Consider the following 18,392-nt stretch of genomic DNA (forward strand, 5'->3'; position numbering starts at 1 on the left):
GGCGGACGCCCGGGGACCCGATGCCACCGGGTGGGACGTCACCGCCCGTCGGTGAACGTCTCCCCCTTCTCCGCCTTCTCCACCAGCAGCGCCGGCGGCGTGAACCGCTCGCCGTACGCCGCCGCCAGCTCGCGCGCACGGGCCGTGAAGCCGGCCACGCCGCCCTCGTAGCCGTTGATGTACTGGAGCACGCCGCCCGTCCAGCCAGGGAAGCCGATGCCCAGGATGGAACCGATGTTGGCGTCGGCGACGGACGTCAGGACGCCCTCCTCCAGCAGCCGCACGGTGTCCAGCGCCTCGGAGAACAGCATGCGCTCCTGCATGTCCCGGAACGGGATCCGCGCGTCCTCGCGCGTGAAGTGCTCGCGCAGGCCCGGCCACAGACCGGTCCGCCTGCCGTCCTCGCCGTACTCGTAGAAGCCGGCGCCGCCGCTGCGGCCGGTGCGGTCGAACTCGTCGACCATGCGGTCGATGACCGCCTCGGCGGGGTGCGGCGTCCAGGTGCCGCCCGCCTCCTCGACGGCCCGCTTGGACTCGTTGCGGATCTTGCGCGGGAGCGTCAGCGTCAGTTCGTCCATCAGGGACAGGACCTTGGCGGGGTAGCCGGCCTGCGCCGCCGCCTGCTCGACCGACGCGGGCTCGATGCCCTCGCCGACCATCGCCACGCCCTCGTTGATGAACTGGCCGATGACCCGGGAGGTGAAGAAGCCGCGGGAGTCGTTGACGACGATCGGCGTCTTGTTGATCTGCCGGACCAGGTCGAAGGCGCGCGCGAGCGCCTCCTCCCCCGTGCGGTCGCCCTTGATGATCTCGACGAGTGGCATCTTGTCGACCGGCGAGAAGAAGTGCAGCCCGATGAAGTCGGCCTGGCGCTCCACGCCCTCGGCGAGGGCGGTGATCGGCAGCGTCGAGGTGTTGGAGCACAGCAGCGCGTCCGGCTCGACGATGTTCTGGATCTCCTGGAACACCTTGTGCTTGAGCTCGGGGTTCTCGAACACGGCCTCGATGACCGCGTCGCAGCCGGCCACGTCCTGCGGGTCCGCCGTCGGGGTGATGCGGGCCAGCAGGGCGTCGGCCTTCTCCCGCGTCGTACGGCCCCGGGAGACCGCCTTCGCGCACAGCGTCTCCGAGTAGCCCTTGCCCTTGAGGGCTGCTTCCAGGGACACGTCCTTCAGGACGACGTCGATGCCCGCGCGGGCGCAGGAGTAGGCGATGCCCGCGCCCATCATCCCGGCGCCGAGGACGGCGACCTTGCGGACCTTGCGCGGCTCGACGCCCTTCGGCCGGTTGGCGCCGGAGTTGACGGCCTGGAGGTCGAAGAAGAACGCCTGGATCATGTTCTTGGAGGTCTGGCCCGCGGCCAGCTCCACGAAGTAGCGCGCCTCGATGACCTGCGCGGTCTCGAAGTCGACCTGGGCGCCCTCGACGGCCGCCGCGAGGATGTTGCGGGGCGCCGGGTAGGGCGCGCCGCCCGTCTGCTTGCGCAGGCTGGCCGGGAAGGCGGGCAGGTTCGCCGCGAACTTGGGGTTCGCGGGGGTGCCGCCGGGGATGCGGTAGCCGGGCCGGTCCCAGGGCTGCTGGGACTCGGGGTGGGCGTCGATGTAGGCGCGGGCCTTGGCGAGCAGCTCCTCGCGGGTGCCGGCCACGTCGTCGACGAGGCCGTTCTCCAGGGCGCGCTTCGGGTTGTACTGGGTGCCCTGGAGGAGGACCTTCAGCAGGGCGTCGGTGATGCCGAGCATCCGGACGGTCCGCACGACACCGCCTCCGCCGGGCAGCAGGCCGAGGGTGACCTCGGGGCAGCCGATCTTGGAGCCGGGCGCGTCGAGCGCGATGCGGTGGTGGCAGGCGAGGGCGATCTCGTAGCCGCCGCCGAGGGCCGCGCCGTTGAGGGCGGCGACGACGGGCTTGCCGAGGGTCTCGATGCGGCGCAGTTGGCGCTTGATGGCCATGCCGCCCTCGAAGAGCTGCTGGGCGGTCTCCGGGGTGACCTGGATGAGGTCGCGCAGGTCGCCGCCCGCGAAGAAGGTCTTCTTGGCGGAGGTGATGATGACACCGCGGATGGTGTCCTTCTCGGCCTCGAGGCGGTCCGTGACCACGGCGAGCGAGTCGCGGAACGCCTGGTTCATGGTGTTGGCCGACTGGCTCGGGTCGTCCAGGACGAGGGTGACGACGCCGTCGCGGTCCTGTTCCCAGCGGATGGTGGTGGATTCAGTGCTCATGTGGGAGTGCTCTCCGTGTGATCCGTTGATCCGTCGTATCCGTCGGGAGGGGGTCAGACGCGCTCGACGATGGTGGCGATGCCCATGCCGCCGCCGACGCAGAGCGTGGCGAGGCCGTACCGCTTGTCCTGGCGTTCGAGTTCGTCGACGAGCGAGCCGAGGATCATGGCGCCGGTCGCGCCGAGCGGGTGGCCGAGGGCGATCGCGCCGCCGTTGACGTTGACCTTGTCCAGCGACAGGCCCATGTCCTTCACGAAGCGCAGGACGACCGCGGCGAACGCCTCGTTGATCTCGACGAGGTCGATGTCGTCGATGGTCAGACCGGCCTTGGCGAGCGCCTTGCGGGTGGCGGGCGCCGGGCCGGTGAGCATGATGGTGGGCTCGGAGCCGGAGACGGCGGCGGAGACGATCCGCGCGCGGGGGGTGAGGCCGTAGCGCTCGCCGACCTCCTTGCTGCCGACGGCGACGAGGGAGGCACCGTCCACGATGCCGGAGGAGTTGCCCGCGTGGTGGACGTGGTCGATCTTCTCGACCCAGTGGTACTTCTGCAGGGCGACGGCGTCGAAGCCGCCGAGGTCGCCGATGTCCGCGAAGGACGGCTTGAGCCTGCCGAGGGAGTCGGCGGTGGTGCCGGGGCGCATGTGCTCGTCGTGGTCGAGGACGACGAGGCCGTTGCGGTCCTTCACCGGGACGACGGACCGGTCGAAGCGGCCCTCCTTCCAGGCGGTCGCCGCGCGCTCCTGGGAGAGGGCGGCGTACTCGTCGACGTCGCGGCGGGTGAAGTTCTCGATGGTGGCGATGAGGTCGGCGCCGATGCCCTGTGGCACGAAGTTGACGTCGAGGTTGGTCATCGGGTCGTTGAACCAGGCGCCGCCGTCGGAGGCCATCGGCACCCGGGACATGGACTCGACGCCGCCCGCGAGGACGAGGTCCTCCCAGCCGGAACGGACCTTCATCGCGGCCAGGTTGACGGCTTCCAGGCCGGAGGCGCAGAAGCGGTTCTCCTGGACACCGGCCACCGTGTCGGGCAGTCCGGCGGCGATCGCGGCGATCCGGGCGATGTCGGAGCCCTGGTCGCCGACGGGGCCGACGACGCCGAGCACGATGTCGTCGACGGCCGCCGGGTCCAGGCCGGGGAAGCGGTCGCGGATCTCGTGGATCAGGCCGACGACCAGGTCGATGGGCTTGGTGCCGTGCAGGGCGCCGTTCGCCTTGCCGCGGCCCCGGGGGGTGCGGATCGCGTCGTACACATACGCTTCGGTGCTCACAAGCAAGCCTTTCGGGTGAGGGTCAGCCCAGCAGGGAACGGCCGATGATCTCCTTCATGATCTCGGTCGTCCCGCCGTAGATGGTCTGGATGCGGCCGTCCGTGAAGGCCCGTGCCACCGGGTGTTCGCTCATGTAGCCGTATCCGCCGTGCAGTTGCAGACAGCGGTCGGCGACGCGCTTCTGGAGCTCGGTCGCCCACCACTTGGCCATCGAGGCGTGGACGGCGTCGAGCTCGCCGCGGTCGTGGTCCGCTATGCAGCGGTCCAGGAACGTGCGGGTCACCGCGCACTCGGTGGCCATCTCGGCCACCTCGAAGCGGATGTGCTGCTTGGTCGCCAGGGGGCGGCCGAACGCCTCGCGTTCCTTGACGTACGTGGTGGTGATCTCCAGCAGGTGCTCGGCGGCGGCGATCGCGGCGACGGCGATGCTCAGCCGTTCCTGGGCGAGGTTCGTCATCAGGTGCACGAACGCGCCGTCGAGCTCGCCGAGCAGGTTCTCCTTCGGGACGCGCACGTCGTGGAAGAACAACTCGGCGGTGTCCTGGGCCTTCTGGCCGATCTTGTCGAGGTTGCGGCCCCGCTCGAAGCCCTCCATGCCGCGCTCCACGACGAGCAGCGACAGTCCGCGCGCGCCGCCTGCCGGGGTGGTCTTCGCCACGACGATCACCAGGTCGGCGAGGAGGCCGTTCGAGATGAACGTCTTGGAGCCGTTGAGGACCCAGTGGTCGCCGCGGTCCTCGGCGTGGGTGCGGATGCCCTGCAGGTCGGAGCCGGCGCCGGGCTCGGTCATGGCGATGGCCGTGATGAGCGTGCCGTCGCAGAAGCCGGGCAGCCAGCGGCGCTTCTGCTCGTCGGTGGCGAGGCCGGTCAGATAAGGGCCGATGATGTCGTTGTGCAGGCCGAGGGCGAGGCCCGGGGTGCCGGCGCGGGTGAACTCCTCGGCGAGGACCGCGCTGTAGCGGAAGTCGGGGGTGCCGCCGCCTCCGTACTCCTCGGGCACGGCGAAGCCGAGCAGTCCCTGCTTGCCGGCGGCGCGCCAGGCGTCGCGGGAGACGATGCCGTCCTTCTCCCACTGCTCGTAGTGCGGCAGCACCTCCCTGGCGAGGAAGGCGCGCACGGTCTCCCGGAACGCGTCGTGCTCGGGGGCGAAGATCTGCCGCTTCATGCGAGGCCCTTCGTGGGTTCGGGGTGGGCGGACAGGCCGGGCACGTCCCAGTCGCGGGCCACGTCCGCGGTGCCGGCTCCGGGCCGCGCCGGTCCGGTGCGTACGGCGGTGGGGGTGGCCGAGAAGCGGGGCGCCGGGGCGGGCTGGGTGATGCCGGCGTGGTCGGTGAAGGTGCCGCGGGCGGCGAGGTGCGGGTCGTGCGGGGCCTCGCCGAGGGTCAGGACGGGGGCGACGCAGGCGTCGGTGCCGTCGAAGACGGCCGTCCACTCGTCGCGGGTACGGGTCCTGAAGCGGGCGGCGACGGCCTCGCGCAGCTCGCCCCAGCGACCGATGTCCTCGCGGGCGTCGGCGTGCCCGGGCAGGCCGAGCAGGGCGACGAACTCCTCGTAGAAGCGGGGTTCGAGGGCTCCGACGGCCATGTACCGCCCGTCGGCGGTCTCGTAGGTGCCGTAGTAGGGGCAGCCGCCGTCGAGGAGGTTGGCGCCGCGCCGGTCCTGCCAGCCGCCGGCGGCGAGCATGCCGTGGATCATCGCGGAGAGGTGGGCGGTGCCGTCGACGATGGCGGCGTCGACGACCTGCCCTTCGCCGGTCGCGCGCGCATGGTGCAGGGCGGCGAGGACCCCGACGACGAGGTAGAGGGAGCCGCCCGCGTAGTCGCCGAGCAGGTTGGCGGGGACGGCGGGCGGTTCGCCGGGGGCGCCGATCATGCCGAGGGCGCCGGTGCGCGCGATGTACGCGATGTCGTGGCCGGCGCGGTCGGCGAGCGGGCCGTCCTGGCCCCAGCCGGTCATCCGGCCGTAGACCAGCCGGGGGTTGCGGGCGTGGCAGGCGTCCGGTCCGACGCCGAGGCGCTCGGCCACGCCGGGGCGGTAGCCCTCGACGAGGATGTCGGCGCGGGCGGCGAGGTCGAGGACGCGGGCGGCGCCGTCGGGGGCCTTGAGGTCGACGATCACCGAGCGTTTGCTGCGGTTGGTGACGTCGTACGCGGGGTCGATCGCCAGGCCCGGTCCGCCGGGCCGGTCGACGCGGACGACGTCGGCGCCCAGGTCGGCGAGGAGCATGGCGGCGAACGGGCCGGGCCCGATCCCGGCCAGCTCGACCACGCGCACGCCGGTGAGCGGGCCCTGTCCTGGCGTCGTCGCCATCCTGCCCCCAAGTATGTGACACAACTGCTGTAACACCAGCGATGCTAAGAAGGCGCGCCGGTGGACACAAGAGCAAGCGCTTAGGAAGTTACCCGCCGGAAGCCCCGGCGGCGAACCCGTCCGGCGGCCTCAGCTCGCGTCCAGCTCCCCGATCAGCCGTTTCGGGGCGATGGCGCGATAGCTCTCCTCCACCCACTCGCACAGCAGTCCGGCCGCCGGGGCGCCCTCCGTCTCCAGGGGCACGCGCACCCAGCCCGACCGGCCCAGTCCGTACCCGGCGGGCTCGGCGCCCGGGCAGGTCAGGGCGTGGGCGTGGACCGCCTCGTCCGTCAGCTTCACGGTCACGCCCAGGGGGTGGCCGCTGTCGGGGGCGCCCAGGAAGACGAACACCTTCTTGGCGACCTTCGCCACGGTGTCGCCCCAGGGGAACTCCTCCGCCGCCCCCGGCAGGCCGAGGGCGAACTCGCGCACTTTTTCCCACTTCTTCAGGGCAGCTTCGGGCACGGCCACCGCCTCACCTCCGGGCTCGTCGTCGGGCTCCGCGCACCTCACGCTAGCCTCGGCCACCGACAACGGCGCGTGGTGCGGAACGAGGGGTGTCATGAGCAGGCTGAGCGGGTCGGACCGTCCGTACGACATCGTGCTCTTCGGGGCGACCGGGTTCGTGGGGGTGCTGACGGCGGAGTACCTCGCCGCCCACGCGCCCGAGGGCCTGCGGTGGGCCGTCGCCGGGCGGGGGAAGGCGAAGCTGGAGGCGCTGCGCGCGTCGCTGCCCGAGGGCTCGGAGCCCGGCGTGCTGGTGGCGGACGTCGCCGACCCGGCGTCACTGCGCCGGCTGGCCGAGCAGGCACGCGTCGTCGCCTCGACGGTCGGGCCGTACGTGAAGTACGGCGAGGACCTGGTGGCGGCCTGCGCGGACACCGGCGCCGACTATCTCGACCTGTGCGGCGAGCCGGAGTTCGTGGACCTGACGTACGTCCGGCACGACGCCCGCGCGCGGGAGACGGGCGCCCGGCTGGTGCACGCGTGCGGTTTCGACTCGGTCCCGCACGATCTGGGGGCGTACTTCACCGTGCGGCAGCTGCCGGAGGGGGTGCCGCTGACGGTCGACGCGTATGTGACGGCCGACGCCGCCTTCTCGGGCGGCACGTTCGCCTCGGCGCTCGGCCAGTTCGCGCGCGGGCGCCAGATGGCCGCCGCCGCCCGCGACCGGGCCCGGCACGAGCCGCGGCTGATGGGCCGCCGGGCGCTGGCGCCGACCGGGGTGCCGCGGTTCGCCGGGGAGGTCGGCGCGTGGGCGCTTCCGCTGCCGACGATCGACCCGCAGATCGTGAAGCGGTCCGCGCGGGCGCTGGAGCGGTACGGTCCCGACTTCCGCTACCGCCACTACGCCGCCGTACGGCGGCTGCCCGTCGCGGTGGGCGGCGTCGCGGCGATGGGCGCGCTGTTCACGGCGGCCCAGCTGCCGCCGGCCCGGCGCTGGCTGTCGGACCGGATCAAGCCGGGCGAGGGGCCGGGCCCGCAGAAGCGGGCGAAGAGCTGGTTCTCGGTCCGGTTCGTCGGCGAGGGCGGCGGGCGGCGCGTGTTCACCGAGGTGTCCGGGGGCGACCCGGGCTACGGCGAGACGGCGAAGATGTTCGCGGAGTCGGCACTCTGCCTGGCCTTCGACGAACTGCCGGAGACGGCCGGCCAGGTCACCACGGCCGTCGCGATGGGCGACGCGCTGACGGAGCGCCTGCGCGCGGCCGGCATCACGTTCCGGGTGGCCGCGACCCGCTGACCGGCGGCCTCAGAAGGGCCACTCCAGCAGCGTGTAGATCATCCCGGCGATCCATCCGAGCCCCGCCAGCATCCCCACGACGAGCGCGGCCGTCACGGCCCGCTCGACGGGACGCCCGGAATCGGCCAACGGCTTCGCTGCACGGTGAGTCGTCATACCCCTCACCCTGCCGGGCCCTCGGGGACGACCACATCCGTACGGGTACTCAGTCGGGCTACTCAGCGCGTCCGGCCAGGTGTGCGGGCATCAGGGCTGTGCGGGCATCAGGGGCCGTCCTGCCAGGAGGCGGTCGCCTCCTTGAGGGCGCGGCGGCAGAGGCTGTCCGCGTGGCGGGTTGTTTCCGGGAGGCGGTAGGTGGGGGTCAGGGCGAGGGTGTGGGCGCAGGCCGTGTCGAGGGTCGTGCGGTGGCCGACCGAGACGAAGACCGGCTTGACGTCGTCCCGGGTGCGCAGGGCGCGGCCCACCTCCTCGTCGCCGGCGAGGAGCGGGGTGGCCGAGCCGCGCGGTGCGGCGGGGGCGTCGTAGGTGAAGGTGAACGGGTTCTTGGCGACGCCGATCGTGGGCAGGCCGGTGAGGACGCCGAGGTGGCTGGCGAGGCCGAAGCGGCGGGGGTGGGCGAGGCCGTAGCCGTCGCAGACGACGAGGCCGGGCGGGCACGGCAGGGCGTCCAGGGCCGCCAGCACGGTCGGTATCTCGCGGAAGGCGAGCAGGCCGGGGACGTAGGGGAAGGAGATCCGCCCGACGGCGGTGGACTCGGCGACGACCTCCAGGCTCGCCGCGTCGAGGACGACGGCGGCGGCCGCCACCACGTCCCGTTCGTCGTCGTAGGCCACGTCGACGCCGGTGACGTGCCCGGTCCCGGGCGGCGGGCCCGGTTCGTCGCGCACCACCCGGCGCCGCAGCTCGTCCTGGACGGCACGGGCCTCTTCCTCGGTCGCGGGCCAGCCCGCGGGAACACTCACGCTCGTCATGGTGGGTCAGAGCGTACGAGGCACGCGAGGACCCCCGTGACGGCGGAGGCTCCTTGGCCGTCGCGGGGGTCGGTACGGGGGGGCGAACTGCTCGTCGCGTGTCGTGCGTTCGCCCTCGTCACCGGGTCCGTCGCCAGGTGGACGGGGCCCGGACGCGCGCGGTCCCGTGGGACGCGGCGCTCATGGTCACTTGCCCAGTGCCTGCTTGAGCTGGCTCTTGTTCATGTCCGAACGCCCGTGGACGTTGCGCTTCTTCGCCTCCTCGTACAGCTGGTCCCGGGTAGGGCCCTGCGGCCCCTTGCCCGACCGCTCGCCGCCCCGCTGCCCCGAGGACTTGTCCTGGGTCGACGTGCGGCTCGCCGTCTTGGACTCGCCGGACCGGGCGCGCTCCTTGTTCACCGTCCGCGACGCGATCTCCTTGGCGCGCGAGGTGCTCTCGCCCCGGTCCTCGGCGCTCTTCTTGATGTGCTCGTACTGACGTTCCCGCTTCGGGCTGGAACCGGCTGGCATGGGGGTCACTCCTCTCGCCGTCCGGTTCCCGGGTACCCCGTTTCCGCGTCATCTCTCCAGACGCGCGACCCGGCCTTTTTCGCCCGCGGCCCAGCAGCCCCCGTCGGGCGTGCAGTCCACCGTGTCGTACGAGCCGGTGTCGACCGTGCGCCAGGTGCGTCCGCCGTCGGTGGTCAGGTCCGTCCCGGTGGGGCCGACCGCGAGGGCGGCGGAGCGGCTGTGCGGCAGCCAGGCGACGCCCGAGCGGTAGGCGGGCGGGGGCGTGCCCGCGGGACGCCAGTGCCGTCCGCCGTCGCCGGTACGGCCCGCGGCCTGCGGGGAGGGCTGGTCGGGGCGGTAGTCGCCGCCGACCGCGAGACCGTGCGCGCGGTCGCGGAAGGCCAGCGCGAAGACCCCGCGCGCCGGGTCGCCGGCCGGGACCGGCGCGTCGGCGGCCGTCCAGGTCAGTCCCCGGTCGGTGGAGTGCAGCACGCGCGCGTGTGCCGCCCCGCCGGTCGCCAGCCACACGTCCCCGGCGCCGGCCGTGACCAGGCACTGCCCGCTCGCCGCGAACCCGGCCTCGCCGTCGAGGGCGGGCGGCATCCCGGTGTCCGGCAGCACCGTCCAGGAGCGGCCGCCGTCCTTCGTGGACAGGATGCGGAACCGGCCGTCGACCGGGTCGCTCATGGCGAGGCCGTGGCGGTGGTCGAAGAAGGCCATGCAGTCGTAGAAGGCGCGTGCGTCGGTGTTGCGGAAGGTCTCCGTCCAGGTGGTGCCGCCGTCGTCGGTGCGGTACACCCGGGACGCCTCGCCCTCGCCGATGGCCAGCGCCACGGCCCGCCGCGCGTCGAACGCCTCGACGTCCCGGAACTGCAGCTCCCCGGCGCCGGGCGGCGACACGTCCCGCCAGCTCCTCCCGCCGTCGGTGGTGCGCAGGACGGTGCCCGCGGTGCCCGCCAGCCAGGCCGTGCTCCGGCTGACGGCCGACAGGCCCCGGAAGCGGGCCTCGGGCGCGCCGCTGTCCTTCGGCACCCAGTGCGGTGCCCGCACGTGCGCCTCCCGTGCCTGGGCCGGCGCGGCCGTCAGCGTGGCCAGGACCGCCCCGCACACCGCCGTCGCGGCCACCGCCCAGGAGGTCCGTCCCATCCGTCGCGTGTTCCCCGAACGCCTCATGGCGCGCGAAGCTAGTCCACCGTCACTCCGGCGTCCAGACGGCCTCATCGGGCACGAACGACCTTCCGGGCACAGAGGGGCGAAGGCGGCACCCGGGTGCATGAAGGCGGTGACAGAGGTCACTCGGCCTCGGGGTGCACGGAATGGCCGATTCCGTCGTCTCTACAAGTACCCGTCCCGCCCGCCCGGATCTCCGTCCCGCCGTCACAAGGGAGCAAGGCGTTGTCCACCGTCATCGAGCAGCCCGTAGAGGCCCGCCTCGTCGCCGCCGCGCCGCGGATGCAGCGCATCCCCGCGACCCTCCACTACGACCGGCGCGACCCGTTCGCCGTCCGGATGACCTTCCCGGCCCCGGCCACCCTGGAGGGCGTGGACGTGTGCTGGACCTTCAGCCGCGACCTGCTGCTGGCCGGCCTGGAGGAACCCCAGGGCGACGGCGACGTCCGGGTGCGGCCGTACGGGTACGACCGTACGGTGCTGGAGTTCCACGCTCCGGAGGGCACCGCGGTGGTGCACATCCGCTCGGGCGAGGTGCGCCGGTTCCTGCGCTCCACGAGCGAGCTGGTCCCGCTCGGCCTGGAGCACCTCCAGCTGGACATGGACCGCGATCTGGCAGAGCTCATGCGGGACGCCTGCTGACGACCCGCCGCCGGGCTCCCCACGGGGCCCCGCACCGCGCCTCTCAATCCCGTTGACACCGCCCGAGCCCTCTCCTACGGTGTATGGCGGTCCTGTTGCCGTCGATTGGAGAAGGACGTTGCTCGTCTGAGGTCCTGAGACACCGCGTCACACCACACGTGTGTGCACGCAGCGTGCGACCTCGGCGTCCGAGCCGTCCCAGCCGTCTCCACGGACAGGGCTTTTCTCATGCCCAGGGCCTCTCACCGCCCGCAGGTCGCCGGTGTCTCGATACGCGTTTGCCCTTGATCGTCCGAGCAACCGCGGAGGCGCCCCCTCATGTCAACATCCATCAGCTGTACCTCCCTGTCCTTCTCCTGGCCCGACGGCTCCTCCGTCTTCGAGGGCCTGGACGTCGCGTTCGGTCCCGGCAGGACCGGGCTCGTCGGCGTCAACGGATCGGGGAAATCCACCCTGTTGAAGCTCGTCGCCGGTGAACTCGCCCCGTCCGACGGCGCCGTACGCGTCGCCGGCGAGATCGGGTACCTGCCGCAGAACGTCACGCTCGACACCGCGCTGCGGGTCGACCAGGCGCTCGGCATCGACGTCAAACGCGCCGCGCTGCACGCCATCGAGGCGGGCGACGTGGCCGAGGAGCACTTCGAGACCGTCGGCGACGACTGGGACGTGGAGGAGCGCGCCCTCGCCACGCTCGGCGAACTCGGGCTCGGCCATGTCGCGTTGGACCGCACGATCGGCGAGGTGTCGGGCGGCGAGTCGGTGCTGCTGCGTCTGGCCGCGCTGCTGCTGCGCCGGCCGGACGTCCTGCTCCTCGACGAGCCCACCAACAACCTCGACCTGTACGCCCGGCGGCGGCTGTACTCCGCCGTCGAGTCCTGGCCGGGGGTGATGGTGCTGGTCAGCCACGACCGTGAACTCCTCGACCTGGTCGACCAGATCGCCGACCTGCGCTCCGGCACGATCAGCTGGTACGGCGGCAACTACTCGGCCTACGAAGTGGCGCTCGCCACCGAGCAGGAGGCGGCCGAGCGCATGGTGCGGGTCGCCGAGGCCGACCTGAAGAAGCAGAAGCGCGAACTGATCGACGCCCAGGTCAAGCTGGCCCGCCGCAAGCGGTACGGCCAGAAGATGTGGGACAACAAGCGCGAGCCGAAGATCGTCATGGGGGCCCGCAAGCGGGCGGCGCAGGAGTCCGCCGGCAAGCACCGCATCATGCACGAGGAGAAGCTCGCCGAGGCCAGGGAGCGTCTGGACGACGCGGTGGACGCCGTGCGGGACGACGACGAGATCCGCGTCGACCTGCCGTACACGGCCGTCCTTCCGGGCCGCGGCGTGCTCGCGCTGCGGGAGCTGGAGGTGAGGTACGGGGCACGGGTGCCCGGCGGTCTCGATGTGCACGGTCCGGAGCGGATCGCGCTGGTCGGACGCAACGGCTCGGGCAAGACGACGCTGCTGCGGACCATCGCGGGCGAACTGGCGCCGGTGGCGGGCGAGGTGACGGCCCATGTGCCGCTGCGCTTCCTGCCGCAGCGCCTCGACGTCCTCGACGAATCGGTGTCCGTCGCCGCGAACGTCGCCCGGTTCGCGCCGGGCGCCGGCAACAACCGGATCCGGGCGCAGCTGGCCCGCTTCCTGTTCCGGGGCGCACGCGCCGACCAGCTCGCGGCGACGCTCTCGGGCGGCGAGCGGTTCCGGGCGGCCCTGGCGGCGCTCATGCTGGCCGAGCCCGCGCCGCAGCTGCTGATGCTCGACGAGCCGACGAACAACCTGGACATGGCGAGCGTGCGGCAGCTCACCTCGGCGCTGGAGTCGTACGAGGGGGCGCTGATCGTGGCCAGTCACGACCTGCCGTTCCTGGAGTCCATCGGCATCACCCGCTGGCTCATGATCGAGGAGGGAGAGCTGAGGGAAATCACGCCAGAAGCTGTCGGGTATTCCGCCTGACGTCACCGCCATCAGAAGCCACGACGTGGGCGCAGGGGTTTCCTACGGGCGGGTAACCCCTGCATGATGGCCGTCCGGTACCCCCGCATCATGGGTCCCGGAACCTGCAACCGATCCGAAAGATCCCGTCGTGTCCAGCAAGAAGGCCCTCATCCGCCGCCCCGGCCCGCGTCTCGCCGAGGGGCTGGTCACCCACGTCGAGCGGGCGGAGGTCGACGTCGACCTCGCGCTCGAGCAGTGGGAGGCGTACGCGGAGGCCCTGCGCGCGCACGGCTGGGAGACCGTCGAGGTGGACCCGGCCGACGACTGCCCCGACGCGGTGTTCGTCGAGGACACGGTCGTGATGTACCGCAACGTCGCCCTGATCACCCGGCCCGGCGCCGAGTCCCGGCGGCCCGAGACGGAGGGCGTGGAGGAGGCCGTCGCCTCGCTCGGCTGCTCGGTGAACTGGATCTGGGAGCCCGGCACCCTGGACGGCGGCGACGTCCTGAAGGTCGGCGACACGATCTACGTCGGCCGGGGCGGCCGTACCAACGCGGCCGGGGTGCAGCAGCTGCGGGCCGCCTTCGAACCGCTCGGGGCGCGCGTGATCGCCGTACCGGTCAGCAAGGTGCTGCATCTGAAATCGGCCGTCACGGCGCTGCCCGACGGGACGGTCCTGGGCCGGATCCCGCAGATCGACGTCCCCTCGCTGTTCCCGCGCTTCCTGCCGGTGCCGGAGGACTCCGGGTCGCACGTGGTGCTGCTCGGCGGGGACCGGCTGCTCATCGCGGCGAGCGCCCCGAAGACGGCGGAGCTGCTGGCCGATCTCGGGCACGAGCCGGTCGTCGTCGACATCAGCGAGTTCGAGAAGCTGGAGGGCTGTGTGACATGCCTCTCGGTGCGGATGCGGGAGCTGTACGCGTGACGGGCTGAGCGCGTCACTCGTCCGGCCCCGGGACCTGCGTGTCCCGGGGCCGCGCGTATATCGGCGCGGCGCGAAGGGACAGCCGCTGATCAGCGGTCTTTACGGCGTTCTTAACCTACGGCTTCGTAACCTACGGGTTCGTAGCCTACGATTCCGTAGGTTGCCCGGCACCGCTCGCCGGTCCCCGCTGTTGCTGTCCCGTCCCCCTGGAGTTCCTGTGACGATCGCTTCCCCGCACCTCGGCAGCCCCGCCGTCTGGACCGACGCCCGCCTGCTGTACGCCTTGGAGGAAGTGGTCGAGAAGGAGCTCAACCGGCATCTGGGGGTCACCAAGGACTGGATGCCGCACGAGTACGTGCCGTGGACGGACGGCCGCAACTTCCCCGGCCTGTTCGAGGACGGCGAGGCCTGGGACAAGGAGCAGTCCAAGGTCACCGAGATCGGCCGGATCGCGCTGGTCGTGAACCTGCTGACCGAGGACAACCTCCCCAGCTACCACCACGAGATCGCCTCGCTCTTCGGCCGTGACGGCGCCTGGGGCACCTGGGTGCACCGCTGGACCGCCGAGGAGGGCCGGCACGGCATCGTGATGCGCGACTACCTGCTCACCTCGCGCGCGGTGGACCCGGACAAGCTGGAGCAGTTCCGCATGGCCCACATGAGCGAGGGCTTCGAGTCGGACAACCGGCACTCCATGCTCCACTCGATCGCCTACGTCGCCTTCCAGGAGCTGGCCACCCGCATCTCGCACCGCAACACCGGACACCAGTCCGGCGACCCGGTCTGCGACCGCATGCTGGCGCGCATCGCGACCGACGAGAACCTCCACATGGTCTTCTACCGGAACCTGCTGAAGGCCGCCTTCGAGCTTGCGCCCGACCTCACCATGCAGGCGGTCCGCGACGTCGTCGTGAACTTCCGCATGCCCGGCCACGGCATCCCCGGCTTCGAGCGCGCCGCCGCCCAGATGGCCATCGGCGAGGTCTACAACCTGCGCATCCACCACGACGACGTGATCCAGCCCGTGCTGCGCTTCCTGAAGATCATGGAGATCGACGGCCTCGGCCCGGAGGGCAAGCAGGCGCAGGAGGAGCTGGGCCTGTTCATGGGCGGCCTGGACGCCGAGGCGTCGAAGTTCGACGAGAAGCTCGCGGCCCGCAAGGCCCGTATGGCGGCCCGCGCCGCCGGCTGACCCGGCCGCGCGACGGGCTCACGCCCGGCGGGAGGTGCGCCTGATCTCCAGGCGCTCCTTCTCGGACAGGCCGCCCCAGACACCGAAGCGCTCGTCGTGGTCGAGCGCGTAGTCCAGGCAGGCGGAGCGGATCGGGCACAGCCCGCAGATCCGCTTCGCCTCCCGGACGGAACTGCCCGGCTCGGGGAAGAAGAAGTCCGCCCCGGTCTGTGCGCACAGCGCCTCTTCCTGCCAGGCCAGGTCGGCCGGGGTGATCGGCGTGATCGCTGTGATCGTGTCGATGTGCATGGGCCAGATCGTGCCCGGCGGCGAAAAACGTTCGATCAACGCGCGATCAACGCCGCCTCGCGGTGCCCCGGCCACCTCGATGGTGCCGCTCCCCGCTGCCGCGAGCACGGCGGCGCGCGGAGGCGGACGCCCGCCCAGGCAGACGGCGGCGTTCCGGCGGCGCCCGCCCGGGCGCGGTGCGAGACTCGGCGGTGCAGACACCGGGACCCTTCCGAGGAGGGCGATGATGCTCACCACCCGTTACGTCACCGGAGCGCCGAACTGGGTCGACCTCGGCACGCCCGACCTCGACGGCGCCGGTGCCTTCTACGGCGGCCTGTTCGGCTGGCGGTTCCGGCCGGGCGGACCGGAGACCGGCGGATACGGCTTCTTCCAGCTCGACGGCAGGACGGCGGCCGCCGGGATGCAGACCTCCGAGGAACAGGGGCCGCCCTCCTGGACGGTCTACTTCCAGACCCCGGACGCGGACGCCACCGCGCAGGCGGCCGAGGAGGCGCACGGCTCGGTGCTGATGCAGCCGATGGACGTACTGGACCAGGGCCGCATGGCGCGCCTCGCCGACAAGTCGGGGGTGCCGTTCGGGATCTGGCAGCCGGGCGCGAACCACGGCCTCGACGTCGTCCACGAGCCGGGCTCGCTGCGCTGGCTGGAGCTGTACACGACGGACGTGCCGGCGGCGGCCGGGTTCTACAACGCCGCGCTCGGCCTGGAGACCTTCGCCCTGGACTTCTACGGCGGCAGCTACACGACCTTCAGCCCGGGCGGGCAGGGCGAGGACGCCATGTTCGGCGGGGTGGTCGACAAGGCCGACGATCCGGTGGAGGCGCAGGCCCCGTCGTACTGGCTGCCGTACTTCGAGGTCGCCGACACCGACGCTGCCGTCGAGAAGGCGCGGGAAGGGGGCGGCACCGTACGGATGCCGGCCACGGACCTCCCGGACGTCGGCCGGATCGCCAAGCTGGCCGACCCGTACGGCGCCCGGTTCGCCGTGATCAGGAGCGCACAGCGCGGGAGCTGACCGCTCAGGCCGAGGCGCGCCGGACCAGAGTCGTCGGCAGGACCACGCTGGACGGGGCCGGGGCGACGGGCTCGTCGGAGGGGCGCCGGTCGAGCTCGCGCAGCAGCAGCCGGGCCATCAGGCGTCCCATCTCCTCTATGTCCTGACGGACCGTGGTGAGCGCCGGATCGGTCTGTTCGGCGACCGGCAGCATGTCGTCGAAACCGATCACCGCCACGTCGTCCGGTACGCGCCGGCCGGCCTCCCGCAGCACCCGGAGCGCGCCCGCCGCCGTCAGGTCGTTGGCGGCGAACACGGCGTCCACGTCCGGGCAGCGCTCCAGCAGTTCCCGCATGGCGCGCTCGCCGCCGGCCGGGGTGAAGTCGCCCTCCGCGATCAGCCGCGGGTCGGCGTCGACCATGACGTCCCGGTACCCGTCCAGCCGGTCCACCGCCGACGTCTGGTCGAGGGCGCCCGCGATGTGCGCGATCCGGGTGCGGCCGAGGCCGGTGAGATGGCGTACGGCGTCGCGTGCTCCGCCCCGGTTGTCGACGTCGACGTAGACGACGCCCCGGGTCTCGCCGCTCCAGCCGGGCCGGCCGCCGAACACGGTCGGTACCCCGGCGCTCTGGATCAGGCCGGGCAGCGGGTCGTCGAGGTGCAGGGAGAAGACGAGCGCCCCGTCGACATGGCCCCCGGCGAGGTAGCGGGCGACGCGGGCGTGGTCGTCACGCCCCTCGGTGAGCAGCAGCACGAGCTGGTTGTCGTGGGCGGTCAGCTCCTTGCTGATGCCGCGCAGCTGGAGCGCGAAGAACGGGTCGGCGAAGACCCGTGTCTCCGGTTCGGCGACGATGACCGCGACGGCGTCGTGCCGGCGGGTCACCAGACTGCGCGCGGCCTGGTTGGGGACGTAGCCGAGTTCGTCGACGGCCTTGCGGACCCGTTCGACGAGGCGTTCGCGTACGCCGTCCCCGCCGTTGACCACCCGGGACACGGTGGCCCGTGAGACCCCGGCCCGGGCGGCCACGGCCTCCAGTGTGGGGCGCGGGGCGGTTTCGGTCACTTCACGGCTCCTCGTCGGCGGTTGCCGATCAGGATAGCCATGGCCGGGGACGATTGTGAGAGCGCTCTCGCAACCGCCTCCGCCCCCCGGGCACGCTCAGTGCTCGTGCGGCTCGTGCGGCTCGTGCGGCTCATAGCCGGGGATCGTCCCGTCCTTCTTCTTGACCAGGAACAGCCCGACCATCCCCATGTCGGAGTGGCTCTGCACATGGCAGTGGTACATCCAGGCGCCCGCGCCGACCCCCTCGCCCGCGATCACCTGGAAGCCGAACGAGTCCGCCGGGCCGACGATCTTGTTGTCGATCACCTGGCTGGGGTCGTCGGGACCGGTCAGCAGGCCGGTGCGGTTGTCGGCCCAGCGGTGCCCGTGCATATGGAAGGTGTGGTAGTACTCGCCGTGCGTGATCATCACGAATTCGACCCGATCGCCCACCGTGGCCTCGAAGTTCGGGCCGCTGTGCGCCGGCTGGTTGTTGATGAGCATGTCGTTGAAGACGATCGTGTGCGTCGCGTCCGGCAGGACGTCGCCCTTGCGCCGGACGACGACCGGCCCGTACAGGCCCTTGCGGATGCCGCCCGTGCCGTGTTCGGTGCCGACGACGTGGTCGTGGTAGTGCCAGTAGCCCGCGCTGCCCGCCCGCCAGGTGCCGTCCGCGCGGCGGCCCGGGGCGTGGGTGCGCCACGTGTAGGTACGGGTGCCGCCGGGTTCGACGTCGCTCCTGTTGAGCCTGGTGCCGTCGCTGGTGATCTCGTAGTCGAGGCCGTGGACGTGCAGGCTCGCCGGGACGTCCAGGGTGTTCTCGACCTCGATGTGGGCGGTGTCGCCCTCGTTGAGCTCGATCAGCGGGCCGGGGATCGTCGCCTTGCCCTTCTCGAAGCCGTAGCCGAGCTGCCCGTCGGCCAGTTTCTCGATGTAGAGCTTGAGATGGCGGACCTCACCTCCGGCCGGGGCGGTCCTGGCCGGTGCGGCCGCGCCCGCCACCTCGGGTACGGACGTCAGGGACAACGATGTCGCGACGGTCGCGCCGCCGAGCAGTACACGTCGGTTGAAGCTGCGTCTGTCCATGCCGAACTCCCCACGGCGGTACGGAAATTTACGGGGGTGAACCGCAGCGACCGTACCGGCCGTCCTCATGTTTATCCACACTCAGGA

18 protein-coding genes are annotated in these 18,392 nt (G+C 72.1%); 6 read left to right on the forward strand and 12 right to left on the reverse strand.

Features of this window, described 5'->3' with window-relative positions; all coding sequences use genetic code 11:
• Nucleotides 1-38: 38 nt before the first annotated feature.
• The 5 genes from ADL34_RS08085 to ADL34_RS08105 form a co-directional block, all read right to left on the reverse strand.
• Nucleotides 39-2,219 carry a 3-hydroxyacyl-CoA dehydrogenase NAD-binding domain-containing protein gene (locus tag ADL34_RS08085; protein ID WP_062665354.1) on the reverse strand — a complete coding sequence of 727 codons (2,181 nt, stop codon included), beginning with the start codon at nt 2,217-2,219 and terminating at the stop codon, nt 39-41.
• A gap of 53 nt (nt 2,220-2,272) precedes the next feature.
• A complete protein-coding gene (locus ADL34_RS08090) occupies nt 2,273-3,487 on the reverse strand; it encodes an acetyl-CoA C-acetyltransferase (RefSeq protein ID WP_062665355.1) in 1,215 nt (404 codons plus the stop codon).
• A 22-nt stretch (nt 3,488-3,509) separates the two neighbouring features.
• Nucleotides 3,510-4,652: an acyl-CoA dehydrogenase family protein gene (locus tag ADL34_RS08095; protein WP_062665356.1), complete on the reverse strand. Its 1,143-nt coding sequence runs from the start codon at nt 4,650-4,652 to the stop codon at nt 3,510-3,512.
• Nucleotides 4,649-5,797 (reverse strand): CaiB/BaiF CoA transferase family protein, encoded by a 1,149-nt coding sequence (locus ADL34_RS08100; RefSeq protein WP_062665357.1) that lies wholly within the window; start codon nt 5,795-5,797, stop codon nt 4,649-4,651. The genes ADL34_RS08095 and ADL34_RS08100 overlap by 4 nt, the downstream gene beginning before the upstream one ends.
• A gap of 129 nt (nt 5,798-5,926) precedes the next feature.
• A complete protein-coding gene (locus ADL34_RS08105; protein ID WP_062665359.1) occupies nt 5,927-6,307 on the reverse strand; it encodes an MmcQ/YjbR family DNA-binding protein in 381 nt (126 codons plus the stop codon).
• A 91-nt stretch (nt 6,308-6,398) separates the two neighbouring features.
• On the opposite strand from ADL34_RS08105, the gene ADL34_RS08110 reads away from it, so the two are divergent.
• Nucleotides 6,399-7,577 (forward strand): saccharopine dehydrogenase family protein, encoded by a 1,179-nt coding sequence (locus tag ADL34_RS08110; protein ID WP_062665361.1) that lies wholly within the window; start codon nt 6,399-6,401, stop codon nt 7,575-7,577.
• A gap of 9 nt (nt 7,578-7,586) precedes the next feature.
• On the opposite strand, the gene mmpA is transcribed toward ADL34_RS08110, so the two are convergent.
• The 4 genes from mmpA to ADL34_RS08125 form a co-directional block, all read right to left on the reverse strand.
• Entirely contained in the window at nt 7,587-7,733 is a 147-nt protein-coding gene (gene mmpA / locus ADL34_RS36330) for a morphogenic membrane protein MmpA (protein WP_086871387.1), read from the reverse strand.
• Between the two features lie 107 nt (nt 7,734-7,840).
• Entirely contained in the window at nt 7,841-8,548 is a 708-nt protein-coding gene (locus ADL34_RS08115; protein ID WP_062665363.1) for an endonuclease V, read from the reverse strand.
• A gap of 186 nt (nt 8,549-8,734) precedes the next feature.
• A complete protein-coding gene (locus ADL34_RS08120) occupies nt 8,735-9,058 on the reverse strand; it encodes a hypothetical protein (RefSeq protein ID WP_062665365.1) in 324 nt (107 codons plus the stop codon).
• A 48-nt stretch (nt 9,059-9,106) separates the two neighbouring features.
• Entirely contained in the window at nt 9,107-10,183 is a 1,077-nt protein-coding gene (locus ADL34_RS08125; RefSeq protein WP_062665367.1) for a WD40/YVTN/BNR-like repeat-containing protein, read from the reverse strand.
• Between the two features lie 249 nt (nt 10,184-10,432).
• On the opposite strand from ADL34_RS08125, the gene ADL34_RS08130 reads away from it, so the two are divergent.
• From ADL34_RS08130 to ADL34_RS08145, 4 genes are all read left to right on the forward strand, one after another.
• The gene (locus ADL34_RS08130) at nt 10,433-10,849 is read left to right on the forward strand and encodes an SsgA family sporulation/cell division regulator (protein ID WP_062665368.1); all 417 of its coding nucleotides are present in this window, start codon (nt 10,433-10,435) and stop codon (nt 10,847-10,849) included.
• 318 nt (nt 10,850-11,167) lie between these two features.
• Nucleotides 11,168-12,793, forward strand: coding sequence for an ABC-F family ATP-binding cassette domain-containing protein (locus ADL34_RS08135; RefSeq protein ID WP_062665369.1), 1,626 nt, complete (start codon nt 11,168-11,170; stop codon nt 12,791-12,793).
• Between the two features lie 130 nt (nt 12,794-12,923).
• Nucleotides 12,924-13,700 (forward strand): dimethylargininase, encoded by a 777-nt coding sequence (gene ddaH / locus ADL34_RS08140; RefSeq protein WP_062665370.1) that lies wholly within the window; start codon nt 12,924-12,926, stop codon nt 13,698-13,700.
• Between the two features lie 217 nt (nt 13,701-13,917).
• Nucleotides 13,918-14,892: an acyl-ACP desaturase gene (locus ADL34_RS08145; RefSeq protein ID WP_062665371.1), complete on the forward strand. Its 975-nt coding sequence runs from the start codon at nt 13,918-13,920 to the stop codon at nt 14,890-14,892.
• Between the two features lie 18 nt (nt 14,893-14,910).
• On the opposite strand, the gene ADL34_RS08150 is transcribed toward ADL34_RS08145, so the two are convergent.
• Nucleotides 14,911-15,180, reverse strand: a complete 270-nt coding sequence (locus tag ADL34_RS08150) for a WhiB family transcriptional regulator (protein WP_062665372.1) — start codon at nt 15,178-15,180, stop codon at nt 14,911-14,913.
• 226 nt (nt 15,181-15,406) lie between these two features.
• Here ADL34_RS08150 and ADL34_RS08155 point away from each other — a divergent pair, with 226 nt between their 5' ends.
• The gene (locus ADL34_RS08155; protein WP_062665482.1) at nt 15,407-16,198 is read left to right on the forward strand and encodes a VOC family protein; all 792 of its coding nucleotides are present in this window, start codon (nt 15,407-15,409) and stop codon (nt 16,196-16,198) included.
• 4 nt (nt 16,199-16,202) lie between these two features.
• Here the strand turns inward: ADL34_RS08155 and ADL34_RS08160 are convergent, their stop codons facing one another.
• Nucleotides 16,203-17,240, reverse strand: coding sequence for a LacI family DNA-binding transcriptional regulator (locus ADL34_RS08160; RefSeq protein ID WP_062665373.1), 1,038 nt, complete (start codon nt 17,238-17,240; stop codon nt 16,203-16,205).
• A gap of 96 nt (nt 17,241-17,336) precedes the next feature.
• On the reverse strand, nt 17,337-18,305 hold the full coding sequence (locus ADL34_RS08165; RefSeq protein WP_062665376.1) for a multicopper oxidase domain-containing protein: 969 nt from the start codon (nt 18,303-18,305) through the stop codon (nt 17,337-17,339).
• Nucleotides 18,306-18,392 lie beyond the last annotated feature (87 nt).

Origin of the sequence: Streptomyces sp. NRRL WC-3605, from assembly GCF_001509795.1 — a bacterium.
GTDB classification, from domain to species: Bacteria; Actinomycetota; Actinomycetes; order Streptomycetales; family Streptomycetaceae; genus Streptomyces; species Streptomyces viridochromogenes.